Genomic DNA, 19,249 nt, shown 5'->3' on the forward strand with positions numbered 1-19,249 from the left:
ACATGAATGCTCCTTTCCAGCTTCGGCCCTATCAGCAGGAAGCCGTCGACGCCACGCTGAACCACTTCCGTAAATCGGATGAATCTGCGGTCATTGTGCTGCCGACCGGTGCCGGTAAGAGCCTGGTGATTGCCGAGCTGGCTCGCCTTGCGCGCCGAAAGATTCTGGTCCTGACCCATGTGAAGGAACTGGTGGAGCAAAATCACGCCAAGTACCAGAGTTATGGTCTGTCGGGGGGCATCTATGCTGCTGGGCTAAAGCGCAAGGAGAACCACCATCAGGTGACCTTTGCCAGCGTGCAGTCGGTGGCGGCGAATCTGGACCAGTTCCGGGATGAATACTCGCTGGTTATTATCGATGAGTGCCACCGGGTGAGTGGCGAGGAAACCAGCCAGTACCAGCGGATCATTGAGCTTTTACGGCAGCAGAATGACTCCCTGAAGGTGCTTGGGCTCACCGCCACTCCCTACCGCCTGGCCATGGGATGGATCTATCGTTACCACTACCGGGGTTTTGTTCGTGGTTCTGATGACGAACAGGACAAGCCTTTCCGGCACTGCATCTACGAACTGCCCCTGAGCTACATGATCAACCGTGGCTATCTCACCCGGCCTGAATTGGTCAACGCCGCCGTGGCCCAATACGATTTCTCCACGCTGACGCAGGACCGTTTTGGCGAATACGCCGAGAAAGACGTCAACCAGTTGTTGAGCAAACATCAGCGGGTGACACGTGCCATCATCGAACAGGTGATGGAGATGGCGGCCGAGCGCCAGGGGGTGATGATTTTCGCGGCGACAGTGCAGCACGCGCAGGAAATTGCCGGGTATTTGCCCGAGCAGGAAACCGCCCTGGTGACCGGCGCGACTGATCTGCGAGATCGCGACCAGCTGATCCAGCGCTTCAAACAACGGCAGTTGAAGTACCTGGTGAATGTGTCTGTGCTGACGACCGGGTTTGATGCCCCCCATGTGGACCTGATCGCCATCTTGCGGCCTACTCAGTCTGTAAGCCTGTATCAGCAGATTGTCGGCCGAGGCTTGCGGTTGGATGAGGGGAAACGGGATTGCCTGGTGATTGATTACGCTGGCAATCATGTCAATCTGCATCATCCGGAAGTTGGGGAACCGAAGCCCAACCCCGACAGTGAACCGGTGCAGGTGTTCTGCCCGGGCTGCGGTTTTGCCAACATCTTCTGGGGCAAAACCGACAGCGACGGTCGTGTCGTTGAGCATTATGGCCGCCGGTGCCAGGGTCTGCTGGAAGCCATAGAAGATGACGCTGGGCGGCCACAGCAATGCGACTACCGGTTCCGCTTCAAGGAATGTCCACATTGTGGTGGTGAGAACGACATCGCTGCCCGCAACTGCGGGCACTGCCACCAGGGGATTATCGACCCGGATGATCAACTGCGGGATGCCCTGAAGCTCAAGGATGCCATGGTCATCCGCTGTGCCGGCATTTCTCTGGCGGGAGAAGGCCAGAAACTTCGGATGACCTACCACGGAGAAGACGGGGAGGAACTCCGGGAGTCTTTCGATTTCAGCAAGCCAGGCCAGCGCGCCGTGTTCAACAAGCTGTTTGGCCGACGGTTTGCCAATGGCCAGGCTCCGAAAGTCTTTGCCCGGGCAAATGAGGTGCTGGAAATGCAGGTGCTGTTACCCGTGCCGGATTTCGTGATTGCCCGCAAGCAGAAGCAATACTGGCAAGTGCAGGAGCGAATCTTCGATTATCGGGGGCAGTATCGTAAGGCCTATTGACTGGTTAAGCGACGCTACGGTGGCGCGTTGGATGCCTTCTGGTCTATCGCCCTGTATGATTCGGATATAATCATCTGTCAGCTTTTAAGCGGTGTCTACTCGGATCATGTCGGCTACCTTTCAAACCACGGTGCTCGTGCTGCTACTACTTGGAGCGACGGCAGGGCATGCAAAGATCTACAAATGGGTAGATGAGCACGGCAAGGTGCACTTCAGCGACCGCCAGGACCATAGCGTTAAACAGGAAGTGGTTGACGTGAAGCCCAGGGCCTCCGAATGGTCGCGTTTTGAAATCCGCATTGAAACGGTTGATCTGGAGCTGACCGCCGAGGAAAACCAGCAGATTGTCGATGGCGTGAACCATGTTTACGAGTTTTTCGACCGCGTGCTGTCTTTCGATATGTACCGGACGGTGCCGGTTAATATTCTGATTTTCAAGGATATGGCCAGTTACCGGAACTACCTGATTCAACGGGACAGGGGCTGGGCGGTTGCATCCTACGGTTTGTACATGCCATCTGAGCATCAGATCGTGGTGTATATTCAGGAGGACAGGGAACGCACCTTCAGGACCATCAAGCATGAGGTCAGTCATGCGGTTGTCAATTCCATCGTCCCCTACGCTCCCGCCTGGTTGAACGAGGGGCTTGCCGAGCAGATGGAGATGCTGGAACGGGATGACGCCGGCCTGTATTTCGAGAGCCACCCGGAAAACCGATGGATTGTCGCTAAAGCCCGTGAACAGGGTCGGTTAACCGGCATCGACCAATTCCTGAAGCTGCCCAGCAACAAGTGGCGACACTCAGATATGTCTGGTAGCGGCAGCGTACGTGCCCAGGCTGGCCAGTTTGTCTACTTCCTGCTTGCCAAGCCCACGCGCCGCAGTTTTCTGGTGCGGCTGATGCATAACTTCAACCGAGGTGACCGCACACTCTCGTATTACCTGGTAGACGACAACTACATCGGCGGGGTCAACATGCTGGGCCTGGACTGGCGACGCTGGCTGCATGCCCAGGGTGAGGGTTCGGTGCGGTTTGCGTTCTGACACTTTAGGCGGGGGCATTGTTGTGAAGGTTTTCAAATCATTGGTGACTGCCGGAGCGCTTGTGCTGTCGGGTTGCACCAACGTGATCGGGGACGTGCCCCGTTCCATTCATCTATCCTCGTCTGCCGGGCAGGAAGCAGGGGAGCTGTTGTCGGTTGCCCGCGATTTCTTCACCGGCTCGGGGTATCAGTGTCATGCCGACCAGCCTGCAGACAGCCTGCGTTGCAGTCGACCACTCCGGGACCTGTACATTCATCAAACTACGGCAGTGGTCCGCATTTATTCAGACGATCACGCCACCCCTGAGGTGACACTGGTGACAACGCGCTGGGATGAAGGGCTGATTCCCAGTGAGTTTATTTCGGACGAATTCCATAACCCGGATGTCGAGGCGTTTTGTGAGTACGTGAAGGCGCAGGCTATGGGAGCGTGTCAAACCATCTCGAGCTAGGGTCTGCCGTTGTCAGGGGGCAGAACCGAAAACCAATGGCGGCAACAATCGGATGGAAACCATTGGCGAAGTCGGTTTTACTCATCGCGACGACCATGATTAAAAGGGTGATGAGATGTCCCGCTCCCCGGAACAGGATAGCGATTGGATGACAGGCGTCGGCGACTCTGCGGCAGGAGAGAGTGCACGGGTGGCCAGGCTGGTCAGGGTGGCACAGCACATCGAGATGCACGCCGATGAAGCACTCACGCTCTCGAGCCTGGCGAAGGTGGCCGCTCTGTCACCGTCCCGTTTACAGAAACAGTTCAAGGCGGCGTTTGGTGTCTCTCCAAAAGCCTATCAGGATGCCGTCCGCATGCGGCGCTTCAAGCAATCCCTGAAAGACGGGAGTAAAGTGACGGACGCGATATTCGCCTCCGGGTTTGGTTCGGTCAGTCGTGTCTACGGTGAAGCGAACCGTAGCATCGGTATGCCCCCCAGGGCCTATCGGGCCGGTGGTGCGGGTGAAGCCATTGTCTATGCCGGCCGAACCACCGCACTGGGGCTGATGATGATGGCGGCGACGGATAGGGGTGTTTGCTTTGTGGAATTCGGTGACGATGAAGCGTCGCTGGTTGGCCGACTGAGGTCGGAATTTCCTGAGGCTGAGCTGACCGCCTCACCAGCCCGGAACGCCCCGGAACTTGATGCCTGGATGGAAGCCCTGGATCAGCATATCAGTGCGGGAGGCCCACGGCCGGATTTGCCGTTGGATATGCGAGGTACCGCGTTTCAGGTCAAAGTCTGGCAGTTTCTGTTGAGTATCCGCGAGGGCGATGTCCTGAGCTACAGCGAGGTGGCCGCGAGGATCGACAAGCCCAGGGCAGTGAGGGCCGTGGCGTCGGCTTGTGGCAAGAACCGGATTGGCGTGCTGATTCCCTGCCATCGGGTACTGCGAGGGGATGGCGGCCTTGGCGGTTATCGATGGGGATTGGAGCGAAAGCGGGTGTTGTTGGAGGCTGAGCGGAGGAGTCTTGTGCGTTAATAAACGACCCTGAAGCACTCCCCCGGCAATTATTTCCTGTTTCAGCTACACTGTTGCTTTGATATTGGCGAACAGGCCGATATCCAATCGGGGAAATCTCATGAGCAAGAAAGTCGTCAAAGTTGTTTTAACGTCTGCAGAGATTGAAGAGCAGACGGCTGCCTTTTTAAAGTCCGGTGGGCGCGTTGAGTATGTGGCTAAAGGTAAGAGTTCGCAGTTGACCTCGGCTGGCCCGAAGCAGATTAATCTGAAGAGTAATTAAGAGATTTTTAAAAAAGGTAGCCTCGGCTGCCTTTTTGTTTATGTGCCACTCATATCAGTCGAACCACACCATAAAATATCGTAACCACTGGCCGGCAGCAGGCAAGCTACACTCTTCTGAATCATGGATCTGATATGAGGCATAGCTGCGGTTATGAGTCACAACGAGGAAAGCCCGGGTGTCGGGTCGGGTTCGGGTGAACAGGACTCAACCACGGCCCTGATTGAAGCCATCAATATCCGCAGCATGTCGTTGATTGTGCTGACCAGCATCGCCTCCCTGTATTTTATCGACTGGGCCCAGCCTGTTCTGCTGCCCCTTGTGGTCGCAGTTTTGATCAGTTACGCCCTGGATCCGTTGGTGGCGACACTGGATCGGATTCACATACCCCGTCCATTGGGTGCAGCTCTGGTTCTTTGCGCACTGATAGCGATTCTGGCGGCGGCAAGTGTGCCACTCAAGCAGGAAGCCATGGCCATGCTGGACAAGATTCCCCAGGCCATCAAGGAGCTTCAGCGTGAAGATGCGTCTGCGTCCGAGGATGAAGAAAGCATCATGGAAAAAGCCCAGATTGCCGCCAAGCAGATTGAGGAAACCGCCGAGAAAAGCCAGGAGGAACCGGCTGTTCAGGCCGGCGTGACACCCGTGCGGCTGGTGGACGAGCCGATGGACGTTCGTGATTACGTGATCCGCAACTCGCCGGCCACATTAGTGCTGATTTCCCAGATGTTTTCTGTGCTTTTACTGGTGTTTTTCCTGCTTTCCGTCGGCAAGCTATATCGGCGCAAGATCGTTAGAATATCCGGTCCGTCGTTCCGGCGTATGCGCAAGGCGGCACGAATTATGAACGAGCTGCATCACCAGGTACGCCGGTTCCTTTTTGTCATGGTCATCAGTGCGCTTTTTGTCGGCATTCTCACCTGGCTGGCATTCCTGCTATTAGGAGTTGAACAAGCGGCTTTGTGGGGCGTGGTGGCTGGTATTGCCAGTGGTGTGCCGTATCTGGGGCCTTTCCTGGTTCTGGTCGGCTCTGGGGTGGCCGCATTTCTGCAGTTCGGCGAGCTCAATACTGCCGTGATTGTTGCGCTTACATCGCTGGTCATCACCAGTATTCAGGGGAATCTGCTGATGCCGTGGCTGACGAGTTACGTCTCCAGTTTGAATGCCGTCGCCATTTTTATCGGATTGTTGTTCTGGGGCTGGTTGTGGGGGCCAGTGGGCTTGATTGTGGCTACGCCCATTCTCATGATCGCAAAATCCGTCTGCGATCATGTGGTGAACTTTCGTCCGGTAGGGGAGTTGTTGGGGAAATGAACGGCTTTTTAGGCATTTTGTTATCGATCGGCGCGGGATTCGATATCGGTCACCTGCCCGTCCCTTAGCGTTACAACTTGCCGGAATTGGTTACTCGAGAATTCATACAACCACTCCTGAACCAACACGGGTTGGGTTGTTTCCCAGTGTTCCCGGTTTTTATGTTTTGAAGGGATCTGCCATTCCACCCTTTTGGACGCTGGCTCTCCGCACCGGGCTATCAGTTCGTATTCGGTTTTCGCATGGCGAAGCGTGCTGGTGCTGCAGCTCGGAGATCGGGCAACATGGAAGCCGTAGCCCAAACTATCCACACGAACGAGTTTGCCGTTACGAAAAACCAGTCGCTTGATAAATTGTTGTGGGCCTGGATTGTAGTACCAGTGCTCTTCAGTTTGAACGACGCCAAGACCAGGCATTGTTGCTGTTGGATACTCCGATACATAGTCAGGTCGCCCGCAGGTTTTTTCGACTTCCAGGGGCCAGGCGCCATCGCCTACCAGCGAGGTGCCACATCGAAGTTCGCCTTTGCTTGCCTGTGCCAGTGTCGTCATGGCAAGTAGGCATAGAAGTTTCTGCAATCTGGTCATGGGTTAAATGTGCGCCTTTCGACTGACCTTTTTCAAGATCAAGAGTCTAAATTTAATAATTGAACTCGAGGACAACTAACTAACCCGGAATTTGTTAATACTGCTAATAGTACGGCAGGGGTAATATGTTTGCTCCGAGGGGAGATAATCACAGGGAAGGGAGCAACATGAGCTGGTCTATCACGTTTTGGGATCGCACTGCAGCCCGCTATGCCAAACGGCCAATCGCGGACCAGGAGGCCTATCTCCGAAAACTGGCACTGACGCAGGAATTCCTCCGGCCGGAGATGGATGTAATGGAGTTTGGATGCGGAACCGCATCGACGGCCATCATTCATGCCCCGAAAGTGCGTTCTTATCTCGCCACTGATGCGTCTTCAAACATGATCGAAATCGCCCGGCAGAGGGTAGCTGAATCTGAACAAGACATCAGTAACCTTCGCCTCGAGGTGGCAACGCTGGATGAGCTGCAGAAGCGTCAACAACGGTATGATGCCATACTCGGCCTCAACATCCTGCACCTTCTGCCGGACCCGGACCGGGCAATTCGTCAGGTTTTTCAAATGCTCAAGCCGGGGGGCGTTTTCATCAGTAATACCGCCTGCCTGCAAACCACCCGTCGTTATCTGAAACCTGTTGTGGTACTGGCCCGCTGGTTGAGATTGGCGCCTGCCGTTACCTTTCTGTCGCGAGAGGCTCTGGAACAGAGCCTGAACGATGCTGGATTCCAGATTCAGCATCGTTGGGTGCCCGAACGTTCGCCGGATGTTTACTTTCTGATTGCAGCCCGTCCGGGTTGATTTTTTACAGGCGCTGGTTTGTGTGGTCGGGATCTCAATCGTTGATGACATCCCGCTCGAATCGGCCAAGCACGACCACGATAATCAGTGAAAGCACCGTCACCATGCTGGCAAGGGCCAGGGTGCCAAGGCCGCAGGCTACGCCAATGGCGCCGGATACCCAGATGGAGGCTCCCGTGGTAATGCCCTGAACATTGCCGCGGCTCTGGATGATACTGCCGGCGCCCAGAAAGCCAATGCCGCCAATCACGCCTTCGACAATGCGTGTGGGGTCTATTCGGGCGGAAGGGTCGCCTTCCGCCGTGGCGAGCAAAATGTGCATGCCCATCATGATGAATGCGGATGCCCCCACGGAGACGAGCATGTGCGATCGCAGTCCCGCTGGCTTCCCTCGTAGTTCACGTTCAAGCCCGAGCACCAGTGCCAGGCCAGCCGCCATAAGCAGTCGAATGACCATGTCCATTAAGGGGATTTCGCTTTCCAGCACAGATCGTCTCCTGGTCTTTCAGTTTTGTTTGTATCTGCTCACGCAGATTAGCAGGTAAGGCCGGGATCGTCCTTTTATGAGGTTACTGCCGACACGGTTCCGTGCCATATTGGCAATTCCATATCCTCGGGATCTTCGTTGGGGCCACCGGTCCGGCTCTTGAATGAGCCTTCCTCAATCGGTATCCGGAACAGCGCGGTTGCCTGGCGCTCCTTCTGGTTCGGTGCCCGTACCTGCTCCCAACGCCCTGGCTCAATCTGGTTGATGATGGCCCGGAATGCGGCGTCGAATTCTGCAGTGTCCTCTACGAGTTGGGCGCGGCCGAACAACACCAGAGATTCGTAGTTGGCGCTGTGGTGGTACGCAGACTTGGTCAAAACCCATTCATTGGTGACGGCAAACGAGATGCAAAGGAGTTGGCCCGAGCCGAGGCGTTTTGACAACCGGCCTCCATTGAGGGTGTGAACGTACAGGTGGCCATCCATTCGCCAGGCGGTAATCGGGATGATTCGGGGCTCGCCGTCCTCCACAAAGCCCAGGTGCGCGGTTTTGAGTCGGTCAATCAGCGTATAGGCAACCTGGCGGTCCACCGACGCTCTTTTTGTGGCCCGCCTCACGGTGCTCCTTGGGCAGGACGTGAGAGGTGAGGCTAGTTGAGTATCTGGCTGATTCATTCGCTGGTCCTCAAAGTTGTAGGTTGGACAGTTGCGTTCTATTTCACGTCACTTCTGATACCCTCAAAAGACCCAGATTGTGTTTTTTTATAGGACCAGTGGTTGTGATTGATGATATTCGGTTTGGTGCTGACCAACCTCTGCAGCTTCAGCTCTATCGACAGTTGGCTGATCGAATTCTGGCTCAACGTTATCCTCCGGGACACCGGTTGCCGTCCAGTCGCCAGATGGCGGAGGATCTTGGCGTCAGTCGGAACACAGTGAATGCGGTCTACGATCAGTTGAAAGCAGAAGGCTTCCTTCAGAGCCAGGCAGGTAGGGGAGTATTCGTTCACGAGGATATCGGGTCGGCTATCGAACCGGCTGGAAAAAAATTGCAAATACCCTCTGGCGGGAGTTTCCGACTGCCTTCACTGCCAAACAGGTTGCGTGGGACTCCCCGCAGAGCGGAAGATGCCTGCCTGCCATTTCAGCCCGGCCTGCCGGATCTCGATGCCTTTCCCGTCAACGCCTGGAACCGCGTGCTGCACCATCAGGAAAGCCGGCGGGGGCTTCGCGGTTATGACAGTACTCAGGGCTACCTGCCGCTGCGGACGGCCATTGCGGACTACCTCCAAACGTCGCGTGGCGTGCGTTGCCATGCCGATCAGATAGTGATCACCAATGGTGCGCAGCAGGCTTTGTCGTTGCTGGCGGATGTGTTTCTGAGCCCCGGCGATCGTGTCCTTTGCGAGAATCCGGGCTATCGAGGTGCCCGCAACGCGCTGGGGCGCCTTGGCAACCCGTTGGTGCCCATTCCCCTGAAAAATCAGGTTCTTGATGTGACCGCTTTGCCACATCTGGGCTCTGCCAGGTTGCTGTTCTGCACCCCCACCCATCAATATCCCATGGGGGGGATTCTGGACCTCTCCCAACGGATGGCCCTGGTGCAGTGGGCTCGGCAGAACGATTGCTGGATAGTGGAAGACGACTATGACAGCGAATTTCATTTCTTCAACAAGCCGTTTGCGGCGGTGCAGGGTATGTTCGACAATGCGCCGGTACTTTACGTGGGAAGTTTCAGCAAAACGCTGCTGCCGGCATTAAGAGTGGGATATGTCGTTCTTCCGGAGGAAGTAGTGGAGCCGGTGCTCTGGGCCAAACAGGTCAGTGGTGGCGAAACGCCCTTGCTGATACAGGCCACTATTGCCGAGTTTATGGAGAGTGGCCAGTTCGTTCGACACGTTCGCCGGATGCGTCAGTTGTATCGGGACAAGTGGCAGTACTTCCAGAACGCGGTGCAGAGGAAACTCGGGGATCTGGTGCACCCGGTGGCCGAGAGTGCGGGTATGCATCTTGTGCTTGAAGGCCGGTTTGATGACTCAGCCTTGAGTGGATGGCTGAGGAAACAAGGCTTTGGCAGCACGCCATTGAGTGCGCACTACATCGGAGATACCGCATCATCCGGTCTGGTCATGGGGTTTGCCAGTGCCAGTGAGCGGGAAATGGAGGATTGCGTCAGCATCCTCAGAAGCGCGTTAACCCGAATGTAACCGCAGCTTGTAATTGACTCAAAATCCGTCGGAATAGCAAAGGGAAGCAGCATGACAACACCATCCGAGGCGAGACAGCGCGCCATTCTGGATCGTCTTGACCGGTTCAGTCGTCTGATGGACAGCAGCATCGGCCTTCCATTTACCAGGTTCCGGATTGGCATAGAGGCCATCATCGGGCTGTTACCGGTGGTTGGTGATATGGCTGGCCTGATCCTGTCGGGCTATGTGCTGGTAGAAGCGCAACGGGCGGGCGCCAGCAAGGCTGTGAAGTTAAGAATGCTCAGAAATATGGTCATCGATTTTCTGGGTGGCCTGTTGCCGGTGGTGGGAGATGCCTTTGATGCCGTGTATAAGGCGAATACTCGCAATACCAGACTGCTGAGAAACTATCTTGAGAAGGAATTGGCGATTGAACCACCGCCACCGCCGTTCCCCTGGGGAACGCTGATTGGGTTGTCGATTCTGTTTGCAGTGATAACCGGTGGTTTGTCGCTCATTCTTTGATCACCCGAACTGACTATGGATAGAGCATGATGCTGGACGCACTTCAGGCCAATGGCCTTATGCAGATACTACTACTGACATTGATGGCCGGTCTTGCAATGCCTGTGGGCGCAGCACTGGCATCGGTGGAGCGTATTCACCCGCGCTGGCTGGAAACCGAGGTGCGGCACAGTGTGATCGCGTTTGGCGGTGGCGCGCTGCTGGCGGCTGTTGCGCTGGTACTGGTGCCAGAAGGGACGGCTAACTTGTCCATGGTGGGCATCGTTGTCTGTTTTGCCGGAGGCGGTATCAGCTTTATGCTTCTGGATCGATGGCTGGCTGCCAACGGCACACCGGCGAGCCAGTTGGTGGCCATGCTTTCGGATTTTGTACCGGAAGCCATGGCCCTCGGCGCCACTTTCTCGGTGTCCAGTGAGGGCGGAATTCTGCTGGCCGGCATCATTGCGTTGCAGAATATTCCCGAGGGCTTTAACTCCTATCGGGAACTGGTGGATGCGACCCATTATCGAGGATTGAAGATTGTGGGTGCCCTGGCGCTGATGGCGTTGCTTGGGCCGGTGGCCGGTGCCCTTGGCTACTTTCTGCTGTCGGATGCCCCGAGTGTAGTATCCGGCATCATGCTGTTTGCGGCAGGCGGTATTCTCTACATCATTTTCCAGGACATAGCGCCTCAGGTACGCCTGAAAAAACACTGGGCGCCACCATTGGGTGCGCTTGCAGGCTTTCTGCTTGGGGTGATGGGAGAGGTCGCGTTATCCGGATAGGGGACGTTCCGGCGTAGTTTGGCTATCATTCTGCCCTTTATGCGTTGTTTACTTTTTATTTTCCCAGAACAGGAGACTAACCGTGGCGGATACATCACTTAAGGAAAAACTTTCCAGCGCAGTCAAGGACGCAATGCGGAGCAAGGACAAAGATCGCCTGGTGACGCTACGTATGGCTCAGGCTGCGGTGAAGCAGATTGAGGTCGACGAGCGCCGGGAACTCACTGATGACGATGTTCTGAAGGTGCTGGACAAGATGTTGAAACAGCGCCGGGACGCCGCTGCACAATATGATGACGCAGGCCGGGGCGAACTGGCAGACAAAGAGCGCTCGGAAATGGTGATCATCGAGGAGTTTATGCCTGCCGCGCTGTCTGAGGACGATCTGGATGCGCTTATCCGCGAAACCATTAACGCGACGGGAGCCTCCGGTATGCAGGACATGGGAAACGTGATGAATGAACTCAAGCCTCAGGTGCTCGGCCGGGTGGATATGGGGCATCTGAGCAAGAAAGTTCGAGCTGCGCTGGCGGGTTAAGCCAGCGCTGGGACCACGGCCTGGTCAAGCGAAGTCGTAGTCTCCACCTTTCTCCAGTGCTCTCTGGTACGCGGGGCGCGCATGCACCCGCGCTACCCAGGCCTTGATGTTTGGCCTGTCGTTACCAACGATGCCCCTGGCGACGGATGCCTCCAGAGGAAAGCTCATCTGAATATCCGCCGCACTCAGCTGTTCCCCAAGAAACCAGGTGTTTTTGGCCAGTTGTGACTCCACGAAGTCCAGGTGGGTCTTGATCATCGGGCCGATAAAAATCTGGTTGGTTTTGTCCGAAATTCCTTTGGCGATCGGCTTGATAAAGAACGGCATTGGGCTGGTCTTCACCTTTTCAAACACCAGGCGCATGACCAGCGGTGGCATCAGTGAGCCCTCGGCATAGTGCATCCAGTAGGTGTAATCCAGCCACTGTTGGCCTCCGGCTTCGGGCAGCATGGTGTCTTTACCATAAGTGTGCGCCAGATATTCGATGATGGCACCGGATTCGGCAACCACCAGATCTCCGTCGGTGATGACCGGGGACTTTCCGAGGGGGTGCACCTTCTTGAGACTGGCTGGAGCCAGCATGGTTTCAGGGTCGCGCTCATAGCGCTGGATCTCGTAGGGTACGCCTAGTTCTTCCAGCATCCAGAGAATGCGTTGTGAACGTGAATTATTGAGGTGGTGAACTGTGATCATTCGGAAGCTCCGTTCCCGTTTTATAAGTGGTCAGGGTATACAGTAGGCTGAAAAAGGCTGATTGGTTCACTCGAAATGTAGTATTCCGCTGTTACCTATCCCTGTTGAAAGTGGCGCATGATGGATATGCATTGTTGATCAAACAGGGAGGAATGAACATGTCGAATAAAAAACTGTTGCTGCTGGCCGGCGATTTCACCGAAGACTACGAGACCATGGTGCCGTTCCAGGCACTGACCATGCTGGGCTACGAAGTACACGCGGTTTGCCCGGAAAAGAAATCCGGCGACAGCGTGAAAACCGCCATCCATGATTTCGAAGGTGACCAGACTTACACCGAAAAGCCGGGTCATAACTTCGCGCTCAATTACGATTTCGATAAGGTTCAGGTTGATGACTATGCCGGGCTGGTGATTCCCGGTGGTCGGGGCCCGGAGTACCTGCGCCTGAATGAGCGGGTGATTGAGATCGTGCAGGCGTTCAACAACGCGGGCAAACCCATTGCGTCGGTCTGTCATGGTGCCCAGATCCTGGCTGCCGCCGGTGTGCTGGAGGGCCGCGAGTGCAGTGCCTATCCGGCCTGTGGACCGGATGTGAAGATGGCCGGTGGTCGCTACATGGACATTCCGGTCGATCAGGCACACGTACAGGGTAATCTCGTGACGGCTCCGGCCTGGCCTGCTCATCCAGCGTGGTTGGCGGCGTTTGTTAAACTGCTTGGTGCTGAGATCTCGATCTAGTCTTAACCCGGCAGCCTCCGCTGGAGGCTGCCGTTATCACAGGAGACGGACTCCATGTGTGAACTCTATGTGAAAGCCGACCCGATCCTGTTTGAAAGTCGGTCCCGTTCTCTCCGTATCCGGGGGGTGGTCACAACGCTTCGGCTTGAGAACCAGTTCTGGGATATTCTCCGGGAGATTGCCGAAGTGGACGGCATGACCACCAATCAGCTCATCACCAAACTCCACGAAGAGGTGATGGAACTGAGAGGTGAAGTAGAGAACTTCGCCTCCTTTCTCCGTGTAAGCTGCACACGCTATCTGGCGCAGCGCGAAGCCCGTCCCGTTCCCCTGATAACGGCTCATTCATCGGGTAAGGCCCAGTCCCGGGTCGCGTCGGTCCCTTGAATTATCGGCCGTCCGGGCGCAGCTAGTAGGGTAGGTTCATTTCACAAAACTGACAGGGGAGGCACCCCATGCATGTATTCATTGCCGGAGCCAACGGGCAGATCGGGCGTTTTCTATTACAGGAAATCGCGGATAGCAGGCATGAGGCACGAGCACTGGTTCGCCACGCAGATCAGGGGCCGGAGTTGCAGCAGCTTGGTGCCACGGAAACGGTGATTGGCGACCTGGAGCAGGATTGCAGCGAAGCGATGCGGGGCTGTGACGCCGTTATCTTTACGGCCGGGTCCGGCCCCCATACTGGTCCGGACAAAACGGTAGATGTGGATCAGGATGGCGCGATTCGACTCGTGGATACCGCCAGGGCCATGGGCGTCAAACGTTTCATCATGGTCAGCAGTATGCGAGCTGAAGAGCCCGAAAAAGGCCCTGAAAAGCTTCAGCATTACCTGCGTGCCAAGCGTAATGCCGATGAACACCTGAAAAACAGTGGTCTGAATTACACCATTGTGCGCCCTGGCCGACTTACCAATGACGATGGCAACGGTAAGGTGTCTGTCAGCGAGCGACTGGACGCGTTCGGAGAGATTCCTCGCCAGGACGTTGCCCGGGTTCTGTTGGCTGTGCTGGATTCTGACAATACCGGCAATTGCGTTTTTGATGTAGTGTCTGGAGATGTGCCGGTGCGTGATGCGCTGGCGAACCTGTAAGCCGCATCCGCCGGCATGATCAACAAGAGAGCCGCAATGAGCGATAACCCGTTAGCCTCGATTCTGGAAATGGATGGCGAAGAACGCTATGACTATTTTCTGGATGCTGTGGTGGAAGAGCGTGAGCTCTGGATACTGGTCAATGGCGATAACCAGTTTCTCAAAATTGTCTCGGAGGAAGATGGCGTCGGATATCTCCCGGTGTGGCCCGCTGAGGGCTTTGCAGCAGATTATGCAGGGCCTTCGGGTGACCTGAGCCCCAAAGCGATTTCATTGCCGGACTTCTTCAAAAAGTGGGTGCCCGGGTTAAGCCGTGACGGGCTTGAGGTGGGTGTTTTTCCGGGCGCCGACAGTGAGCTATGGATAACGCAGCCGGAAGAGCTGAAGCAGGATCTTCAGGAAGTGTTGTCGGGATCTTTCTGATCCCGGCTACACCAGAAAATTCCCCCTCTCTGATACGGTCAGTTCCACTTCTTCGCTTCGATCCTTTAGGGCGACCCCTGAGGTGCCCAGTCGCCTGGCTTCCTTAAGAAGGTAGATCACTTTCTCGCTCGCCTGTTCCACCCCCAGTCCGGCAGGGCGGATGTTGGATACGCAGTTGCGGCGGGCGTCTGGCAGCCCCGGCTCGGGATGATGAGTAAGGTAGACGCCGAGGCTGTCGGGTGAGCTGAGCCCCGGTCGCTCGCCGATCAGTACCACCACTTGTTGTGTCCCGAGCACCTGGCCTATGTGGTCGCCAATCGCTACGCGCCCCTGTTCTACCAGCAGGGGTGCTGCAACCCGCCACTCAGAGCCGTCATGGGCCAGTTTCCGGAGGAAGCTGCGCATGAACGCCGGGGCGTTTTGCTGCACGGCTCTGGCTGACAGTCCGTCGGCGATCACTATGGCCAGATCAGGGGGCTCAGCAGAGCCTGTTTTCGACGATTGTAGACGGCTGCTGGATGATTCGCTCAGAACACGCCCCAGATCCGGCCTTTGCAGGTAGCAGGCCCGGTCTGGTGCCTGGCTCTGAAGTTGAATCGGTGGGCCCAGGGCCGACATCTCGGGTATCTGCTGGAATTCGACGATCAACTGCTCAATATCCAGTGGATGGTGCACGGCATCCCTGGCGCGGGCATGGGCCAGCTGAAACTCAAGAAGCTCTGCTGTGGGGAGGCTGACGCCCGCCCTGCCAAGGCCGATGCGGGCTGGGGTGTACTGGCGCAGACCTCGCCAGGGGTTGTGAACGACGGTCGGGAACTTTGAGTCGGTCATGGTTATGCTCTCCTTCGCGGGCCGGAGAGGCTGTGGCGGAAGGCCGCTGGTATGTCGTTATTCAGCGCCACCCCATCCGAATCCTCGAAAATCTGCATGGCACGCAACCATTGCTCGAACTCCGGTGCCGGTTTCAGGTTGAGCACACGGCGGGCGTAAAGGGCGTCGTGGAATGACGTGGTCTGGTAATTGAGCATGATGTCATCCGACCCTGGAATGCCCATGATGAATGTGCATCCGGCGACTCCGAGCAGCGTCAGCAGGTTATCCATATCATTCTGGTCGGCTTCGGCGTGATTGGTGTAGCAGATGTCGCAACCCATCGGCAGCCCGAGCAGCTTTCCGCAGAAATGATCCTCCAGGCCTGCCCGGGTGATCTGTTTGCCATCATAGAGATATTCCGGGCCAATAAAGCCGACCACCGTATTCACCAGCAGCGGGTCAAAATGACGGGCGACCGCGTAGGCCCTGGCCTCGCAGGTTTGCTGGTCAACGCCATGGTGAGCATTGGCGGAGAGGGCGCTACCCTGACCGGTTTCAAAGTACATTACGTTTTGGCCGACGGACCCGCGTTTCAGGCTCAGGGCGGCTTCCTGGGCCTCTTTCAGGGTGGCGAGGTTGAACCCGAAACTCTGGTTGGTGGCTTCGGTGCCGCCTATAGACTGGAAAACCAGATCTACGGGCGCTCCCTGCTCGATGGCTTCGAGGGTGTTGGTCACGTGCGTAAGTACGCAAGACTGAGTTGGAATGTCGTAGCGCTGGATTACCTCGTCGACCATGGTCAGTAGCCGCTTGGTTTGAGCCACGTTATCGGTCGCTGGATTAATGCCGATGACGGCGTCGCCATTGCCATAAAGCAGGCCATCAAGAATGCTGGCGGCGATGCCTGCCATGTCATCTGTAGGGTGGTTCGGTTGCAGCCGGGTGGAAAGGCGCCCCGGCAACCCGACGGTGTTTCGGAACGCTGTGGTTATCTGGCATTTCTGCGCAACCAGGATCAGATCCTGGTTGCGCATGAGCTTGCTGACCGCAGCCACCATTTCCGGCGTAAGACCGGGGCGTAGTCGCGCCAGCATCTCCGGCGAGGCGTTATCGCTCAGAAGCCAGTTCCGGAAATCGCCGACCGTCAGGTGAGAAACGGGGGCGAAGGCGGCGGCGTCATGAGAGTCCATGATCAGGCGGGTTACCTCATCCGTTTCATAGGGAATCAGGGCGTCGGTCAGAAATGTCTTGAGTGGCAGGTCGGCCAGACACATTTGTGCCAGTACCCGCTCTTCAGCCGACGCTGCGCCAACGCCGGCGAGATGATCGCCTGAGCGCTCTGGCGTTGCCTTTGCCATCAAGGTCCCCAGGTCCCTGAAATCCATGGTCTGAAATCCCATACGGTATGTATACCGGCCACTCATGGTCTTCTCCTTTAGTCCCGGGGTGTCTCTGCCGAACCCACGATCAGATTCCTTTAACTACACTGTAGTTTCTTGAAGCGGATGCTGTCTCTCAATTTGCCAACCGATTGGGAAACTGACTCGGTCTAAGGTTCTACTGCCTTGAATTGCGACAGGTGCTAGACTTGGAACCCCTGCAGGTGTAAGGAAACCCTCAATGGCGCTTGGCCGTTTGCTGTTTCTGCACCTTCCCAAGGCTTATCACGTTCGTTCAATCGATATTGTTGAAGAGCGCTCCTCACGCGTCGTCAATCGCCTTTCCGTTAACCTCAATGAGGCTGACGCCCACCCTGCCATGTATCGGGGAACACTGGTGTATCCGTTCGAACTGCAAGCCGGGAAAACGACGGTTGTGTATGTGCGTAGTCACGCATACTCACACCAGTGGTTCTCGTTGAAGGTATACGATGACGAGAATTCCCGGCGGGCGCTAGCCGGCGGGCACCTCGATATTGCCCTTATGGTGGGGATGATGCTGGCGCTGGTCTTCTATAACGGCCTTTTGTATTTCGCCACCAGCAAGAAGGAAAACATTTACTACTCGCTCTATCTGATTTCAGGCCTGGTCTGGATCGCGCTGTCTTACGGTTTGGTGGCGAAGGCGTTCAATGCCTACGGCGATGCAGTGTTTGTTCTGAACCTTTTGTTGATAACCACGCCGATTTTCCTGCTGTTGTTCATGATGGCCATTTTCGAAACACATGAGTGTTTTCGAACCGAACATCGCGTGCTTCAAGGTATGCTGGCATTGCTGGTGGTGACGTTTGTTTACGGCCTGTTTGATATCGCGACGGCCCTGAAGCCTGCCAGCAGTCTTGGCGCCCTGATGATGGTAGTGACCTTCTCGGTGAGCCGTTGTCGGTTATAGCCATTGATATCGATCATTTCAAAGCGGTCAATGACACCCATGGCCACAATGTGGGCGACCTGGTTCTGGTAGAAGTTGCCTCCGTATTTCGTCAGTTCAGCCGGGACAGGGATCTGGTCGCGCGCTTCGGTGGTGAGGAATTCGTCATTCTTCTGCCGGGTGCGGATCTGGCAGAGGCGTTTGGCTGTGCTGAACGTATCAGGAACGCTGTCGAAGCCATGATCATTGATGGAGGCGATGGGTTGTCGGTTCAAGTCACAGTAAGTGTCGGTTTGGCTGAGGTAAACCCCCTTCTGGAATCTGTGGAGGGGGCGGTCAAACGGGCCGACCGTTCACTGTATGAAGCCAAGGCCGGGGGCCGCAACCGGGTTTGTGGCTATGATGGTCCGGCAGGCAAGGCCCTACCCACCTGAGGGTGGAGATCCGCCAATGGCGTCTCGCACATTAAGAAGCGCTAATCACGTTGTTTGAACCCTGTGCTAGAGTTGGAGTGACCGTGGTTGCTTTTGGATACACGCAGCCATAGCCGAAATAGCAGTAATCATACTGATAAGGAGGCAAGATGATGGAAGCGAAATCCGGTCAACAAAATGAGTACGAACAGGTCCGTGAGGATCTGCGCCGTCTTCAGGAAGATATGGCCAAGCTGACCAGAAGCGTCGCTGAAGGCCAGAAGAACAACATCAGTCATCTCCGAGACGAGATACGCCGCGAAAGCCGGGAAGCGTTTGACCAGGTAAAGCGGCGGGGCGATGAAGCCCTTGATCGCGCAAAGGATGTCAGCGGCAAAGCGGTGGAAAACGTGGAACACAAAATTGAAGAGCGTCCATTCCTCAGTATTGTTCTTATGTTTCTGGCCGGGTTGTTGGTGGGTCGCTTGTTGGATCGCTGATGATGCCTGACTCGGCCTGGTTGCAGGGCGCGCTGCGCAAGGTAGTGGCGGCAGTTCTGGGTTTACTGCTGGCGCTGGTTTTGATGGTGGCCCTGCTCATTACCGGTTTTTACATGCTCGTCAACGCCGCCACGCTGGCCCTGGCTCCTGTGCTGGGTGAAGCCGGTGCGATGGCCGTGACGGGCTTTTTCTGTATTCTCCTGTTAGTGCTTTTTTTCTATCGTATGACGCGGTCGGCCAGGTCTCACGGACAGGCCGATTCCGGCGAAAGTTCAGGCATGTCATCGCCGGTAGAATCTTTAAGGAACCTGATTCGAAAGAACCCTCTGGAATCGGCGTCTATTGCTTTTGTGCTGGGCATCGCCGAACAGGGAGATCCCCGGTTGAAGTCTCTGTTGCTTCAGGGCGGTATGGTTTTGATGAAGGAAGCCGAAGCTGAACGTGCTGCCAAGCCCGAGCATATGTCTGGCTCACAACCTTCCGATAGCCAGTCGGAAACAACGCAGTAACAGACCAAG

25 protein-coding genes are annotated in these 19,249 nt (G+C 56.1%); 19 read left to right on the forward strand and 6 right to left on the reverse strand.

Annotated features, from left to right (window positions below; translation table 11 throughout):
* The first annotated feature begins 2 nt into the window (after window positions 1-2).
* The 6 genes from ACAM27_RS06990 to ACAM27_RS07015 all read left to right on the forward strand — a co-directional run bounded on the left by ACAM27_RS06990 (window position 3) and on the right by ACAM27_RS07015 (window position 5,856).
* Window positions 3-1,760, forward strand: a complete 1,758-nt coding sequence (locus tag ACAM27_RS06990) for a DEAD/DEAH box helicase family protein (RefSeq protein WP_369612746.1) — start codon at window positions 3-5, stop codon at window positions 1,758-1,760.
* Window positions 1,761-1,866: 106 nt separating this feature from the next.
* Complete coding sequence (locus ACAM27_RS06995) at window positions 1,867-2,805, forward strand: DUF4124 domain-containing protein (RefSeq protein ID WP_222196847.1); 939 nt, start codon at window positions 1,867-1,869, stop codon at window positions 2,803-2,805.
* Window positions 2,806-2,827: 22 nt separating this feature from the next.
* Window positions 2,828-3,256, forward strand: coding sequence for a hypothetical protein (locus ACAM27_RS07000; protein ID WP_369612747.1), 429 nt, complete (start codon window positions 2,828-2,830; stop codon window positions 3,254-3,256).
* Window positions 3,257-3,404: 148 nt separating this feature from the next.
* Entirely contained in the window at window positions 3,405-4,280 is an 876-nt protein-coding gene (locus ACAM27_RS07005) for a bifunctional transcriptional activator/DNA repair enzyme AdaA (RefSeq protein ID WP_369612748.1), read from the forward strand.
* A 100-nt stretch (window positions 4,281-4,380) separates the two neighbouring features.
* Window positions 4,381-4,542 (forward strand): hypothetical protein, encoded by a 162-nt coding sequence (locus tag ACAM27_RS07010; protein ID WP_022992820.1) that lies wholly within the window; start codon window positions 4,381-4,383, stop codon window positions 4,540-4,542.
* 153 nt (window positions 4,543-4,695) lie between these two features.
* Entirely contained in the window at window positions 4,696-5,856 is a 1,161-nt protein-coding gene (locus ACAM27_RS07015; protein WP_014422323.1) for an AI-2E family transporter, read from the forward strand.
* A 20-nt stretch (window positions 5,857-5,876) separates the two neighbouring features.
* Here the strand turns inward: ACAM27_RS07015 and ACAM27_RS07020 are convergent, their stop codons facing one another.
* Complete coding sequence (locus ACAM27_RS07020) at window positions 5,877-6,443, reverse strand: DUF2845 domain-containing protein (protein WP_369612749.1); 567 nt, start codon at window positions 6,441-6,443, stop codon at window positions 5,877-5,879.
* Window positions 6,444-6,610: 167 nt separating this feature from the next.
* Between ACAM27_RS07020 and ACAM27_RS07025 the strand changes: the two genes are divergently transcribed.
* Window positions 6,611-7,243: a class I SAM-dependent methyltransferase gene (locus tag ACAM27_RS07025; protein WP_369612750.1), complete on the forward strand. Its 633-nt coding sequence runs from the start codon at window positions 6,611-6,613 to the stop codon at window positions 7,241-7,243.
* Between the two features lie 34 nt (window positions 7,244-7,277).
* Here ACAM27_RS07025 and ACAM27_RS07030 read toward each other — a convergent pair whose 3' ends face one another.
* Complete coding sequence (locus tag ACAM27_RS07030; protein WP_183576690.1) at window positions 7,278-7,730, reverse strand: MgtC/SapB family protein; 453 nt, start codon at window positions 7,728-7,730, stop codon at window positions 7,278-7,280.
* A gap of 74 nt (window positions 7,731-7,804) precedes the next feature.
* Window positions 7,805-8,320, reverse strand: a complete 516-nt coding sequence (locus tag ACAM27_RS07035) for a pyridoxamine 5'-phosphate oxidase family protein (RefSeq protein WP_369612751.1) — start codon at window positions 8,318-8,320, stop codon at window positions 7,805-7,807.
* A gap of 188 nt (window positions 8,321-8,508) precedes the next feature.
* On the opposite strand from ACAM27_RS07035, the gene ACAM27_RS07040 reads away from it, so the two are divergent.
* From ACAM27_RS07040 to ACAM27_RS07055, 4 genes are all read left to right on the forward strand, one after another.
* Entirely contained in the window at window positions 8,509-9,936 is a 1,428-nt protein-coding gene (locus ACAM27_RS07040) for a PLP-dependent aminotransferase family protein (protein ID WP_369612752.1), read from the forward strand.
* Between the two features lie 51 nt (window positions 9,937-9,987).
* The gene (locus tag ACAM27_RS07045; protein ID WP_011786392.1) at window positions 9,988-10,443 is read left to right on the forward strand and encodes a DUF4112 domain-containing protein; all 456 of its coding nucleotides are present in this window, start codon (window positions 9,988-9,990) and stop codon (window positions 10,441-10,443) included.
* Between the two features lie 26 nt (window positions 10,444-10,469).
* On the forward strand, window positions 10,470-11,207 hold the full coding sequence (locus ACAM27_RS07050) for a ZIP family metal transporter (protein ID WP_023009196.1): 738 nt from the start codon (window positions 10,470-10,472) through the stop codon (window positions 11,205-11,207).
* An 82-nt stretch (window positions 11,208-11,289) separates the two neighbouring features.
* On the forward strand, window positions 11,290-11,745 hold the full coding sequence (locus tag ACAM27_RS07055; protein WP_011786390.1) for a GatB/YqeY domain-containing protein: 456 nt from the start codon (window positions 11,290-11,292) through the stop codon (window positions 11,743-11,745).
* Between the two features lie 24 nt (window positions 11,746-11,769).
* On the opposite strand, the gene ACAM27_RS07060 is transcribed toward ACAM27_RS07055, so the two are convergent.
* On the reverse strand, window positions 11,770-12,438 hold the full coding sequence (locus ACAM27_RS07060) for a glutathione S-transferase family protein (RefSeq protein ID WP_011786389.1): 669 nt from the start codon (window positions 12,436-12,438) through the stop codon (window positions 11,770-11,772).
* Between the two features lie 158 nt (window positions 12,439-12,596).
* Here ACAM27_RS07060 and ACAM27_RS07065 point away from each other — a divergent pair, with 158 nt between their 5' ends.
* The 4 genes from ACAM27_RS07065 to ACAM27_RS07080 all read left to right on the forward strand — a co-directional run bounded on the left by ACAM27_RS07065 (window position 12,597) and on the right by ACAM27_RS07080 (window position 14,695).
* The gene (locus ACAM27_RS07065; RefSeq protein ID WP_369612753.1) at window positions 12,597-13,178 is read left to right on the forward strand and encodes a DJ-1/PfpI family protein; all 582 of its coding nucleotides are present in this window, start codon (window positions 12,597-12,599) and stop codon (window positions 13,176-13,178) included.
* Window positions 13,179-13,232: 54 nt separating this feature from the next.
* Window positions 13,233-13,565: a ribbon-helix-helix domain-containing protein gene (locus tag ACAM27_RS07070; RefSeq protein ID WP_011786387.1), complete on the forward strand. Its 333-nt coding sequence runs from the start codon at window positions 13,233-13,235 to the stop codon at window positions 13,563-13,565.
* A 68-nt stretch (window positions 13,566-13,633) separates the two neighbouring features.
* Entirely contained in the window at window positions 13,634-14,272 is a 639-nt protein-coding gene (locus ACAM27_RS07075; RefSeq protein ID WP_369612754.1) for an SDR family oxidoreductase, read from the forward strand.
* A 36-nt stretch (window positions 14,273-14,308) separates the two neighbouring features.
* On the forward strand, window positions 14,309-14,695 hold the full coding sequence (locus ACAM27_RS07080; protein ID WP_181800110.1) for a DUF2750 domain-containing protein: 387 nt from the start codon (window positions 14,309-14,311) through the stop codon (window positions 14,693-14,695).
* 6 nt (window positions 14,696-14,701) lie between these two features.
* On the opposite strand, the gene eutC is transcribed toward ACAM27_RS07080, so the two are convergent.
* Window positions 14,702-15,526 carry an ethanolamine ammonia-lyase subunit EutC gene (eutC, locus tag ACAM27_RS07085; RefSeq protein ID WP_369612755.1) on the reverse strand — a complete coding sequence of 275 codons (825 nt, stop codon included), beginning with the start codon at window positions 15,524-15,526 and terminating at the stop codon, window positions 14,702-14,704.
* 2 nt (window positions 15,527-15,528) lie between these two features.
* The gene (locus tag ACAM27_RS07090; RefSeq protein ID WP_369612756.1) at window positions 15,529-16,932 is read right to left on the reverse strand and encodes an ethanolamine ammonia-lyase subunit EutB; all 1,404 of its coding nucleotides are present in this window, start codon (window positions 16,930-16,932) and stop codon (window positions 15,529-15,531) included.
* Between the two features lie 196 nt (window positions 16,933-17,128).
* Between ACAM27_RS07090 and ACAM27_RS07095 the strand changes: the two genes are divergently transcribed.
* From ACAM27_RS07095 to ACAM27_RS07110, 4 genes are all read left to right on the forward strand, one after another.
* Complete coding sequence (locus ACAM27_RS07095; protein WP_369612757.1) at window positions 17,129-17,839, forward strand: 7TM-DISM domain-containing protein; 711 nt, start codon at window positions 17,129-17,131, stop codon at window positions 17,837-17,839.
* Window positions 17,827-18,252, forward strand: a complete 426-nt coding sequence (locus ACAM27_RS07100; protein ID WP_369612758.1) for a GGDEF domain-containing protein — start codon at window positions 17,827-17,829, stop codon at window positions 18,250-18,252. Before ACAM27_RS07095 ends, ACAM27_RS07100 begins: the two co-directional genes overlap by 13 nt.
* Before the next feature lie 149 nt (window positions 18,253-18,401).
* Window positions 18,402-18,731 (forward strand): YqjD family protein, encoded by a 330-nt coding sequence (locus ACAM27_RS07105; protein WP_011786381.1) that lies wholly within the window; start codon window positions 18,402-18,404, stop codon window positions 18,729-18,731.
* Window positions 18,731-19,240: a hypothetical protein gene (locus ACAM27_RS07110; RefSeq protein WP_369612759.1), complete on the forward strand. Its 510-nt coding sequence runs from the start codon at window positions 18,731-18,733 to the stop codon at window positions 19,238-19,240. Before ACAM27_RS07105 ends, ACAM27_RS07110 begins: the two co-directional genes overlap by 1 nt.
* Window positions 19,241-19,249: the final 9 nt, after the last annotated feature.

The sequence above is a fragment of the Marinobacter sp. RI1 genome, assembly GCF_041155085.1.
GTDB lineage: Bacteria > Pseudomonadota > Gammaproteobacteria > Pseudomonadales > Oleiphilaceae > Marinobacter > Marinobacter nauticus.

Bases quoted from the DNA above. Each gene is read 5' to 3' on its own strand.
- ACAM27_RS06990 (WP_369612746.1), top strand. From the start codon at position 3: ATGAATGCTCCTTTCCAGCTTCGGCCCTATCAGCAGGAAGCCGTCGAC.
- ACAM27_RS06995 (WP_222196847.1), top strand. From the start codon at position 1,867: ATGTCGGCTACCTTTCAAACCACGGTGCTCGTGCTGCTACTACTTGGA.
- ACAM27_RS07005 (WP_369612748.1), top strand. From the start codon at position 3,405: ATGACAGGCGTCGGCGACTCTGCGGCAGGAGAGAGTGCACGGGTGGCC.
- ACAM27_RS07010 (WP_022992820.1), top strand. From the start codon at position 4,381: ATGAGCAAGAAAGTCGTCAAAGTTGTTTTAACGTCTGCAGAGATTGAA.
- ACAM27_RS07015 (WP_014422323.1), top strand. From the start codon at position 4,696: ATGAGTCACAACGAGGAAAGCCCGGGTGTCGGGTCGGGTTCGGGTGAA.
- ACAM27_RS07020 (WP_369612749.1), bottom strand. From the start codon at position 6,443: ATGACCAGATTGCAGAAACTTCTATGCCTACTTGCCATGACGACACTG.
- ACAM27_RS07025 (WP_369612750.1), top strand. From the start codon at position 6,611: ATGAGCTGGTCTATCACGTTTTGGGATCGCACTGCAGCCCGCTATGCC.
- ACAM27_RS07045 (WP_011786392.1), top strand. From the start codon at position 9,988: ATGACAACACCATCCGAGGCGAGACAGCGCGCCATTCTGGATCGTCTT.
- ACAM27_RS07050 (WP_023009196.1), top strand. From the start codon at position 10,470: ATGATGCTGGACGCACTTCAGGCCAATGGCCTTATGCAGATACTACTA.
- ACAM27_RS07060 (WP_011786389.1), bottom strand. From the start codon at position 12,438: ATGATCACAGTTCACCACCTCAATAATTCACGTTCACAACGCATTCTC.
- ACAM27_RS07065 (WP_369612753.1), top strand. From the start codon at position 12,597: ATGTCGAATAAAAAACTGTTGCTGCTGGCCGGCGATTTCACCGAAGAC.
- ACAM27_RS07070 (WP_011786387.1), top strand. From the start codon at position 13,233: ATGTGTGAACTCTATGTGAAAGCCGACCCGATCCTGTTTGAAAGTCGG.
- ACAM27_RS07075 (WP_369612754.1), top strand. From the start codon at position 13,634: ATGCATGTATTCATTGCCGGAGCCAACGGGCAGATCGGGCGTTTTCTA.
- ACAM27_RS07080 (WP_181800110.1), top strand. From the start codon at position 14,309: ATGAGCGATAACCCGTTAGCCTCGATTCTGGAAATGGATGGCGAAGAA.
- eutC (WP_369612755.1), bottom strand. From the start codon at position 15,526: ATGACCGACTCAAAGTTCCCGACCGTCGTTCACAACCCCTGGCGAGGT.
- ACAM27_RS07090 (WP_369612756.1), bottom strand. From the start codon at position 16,932: ATGAGTGGCCGGTATACATACCGTATGGGATTTCAGACCATGGATTTC.
- ACAM27_RS07095 (WP_369612757.1), top strand. From the start codon at position 17,129: ATGGCGCTTGGCCGTTTGCTGTTTCTGCACCTTCCCAAGGCTTATCAC.
- ACAM27_RS07105 (WP_011786381.1), top strand. From the start codon at position 18,402: ATGATGGAAGCGAAATCCGGTCAACAAAATGAGTACGAACAGGTCCGT.
- ACAM27_RS07110 (WP_369612759.1), top strand. From the start codon at position 18,731: ATGATGCCTGACTCGGCCTGGTTGCAGGGCGCGCTGCGCAAGGTAGTG.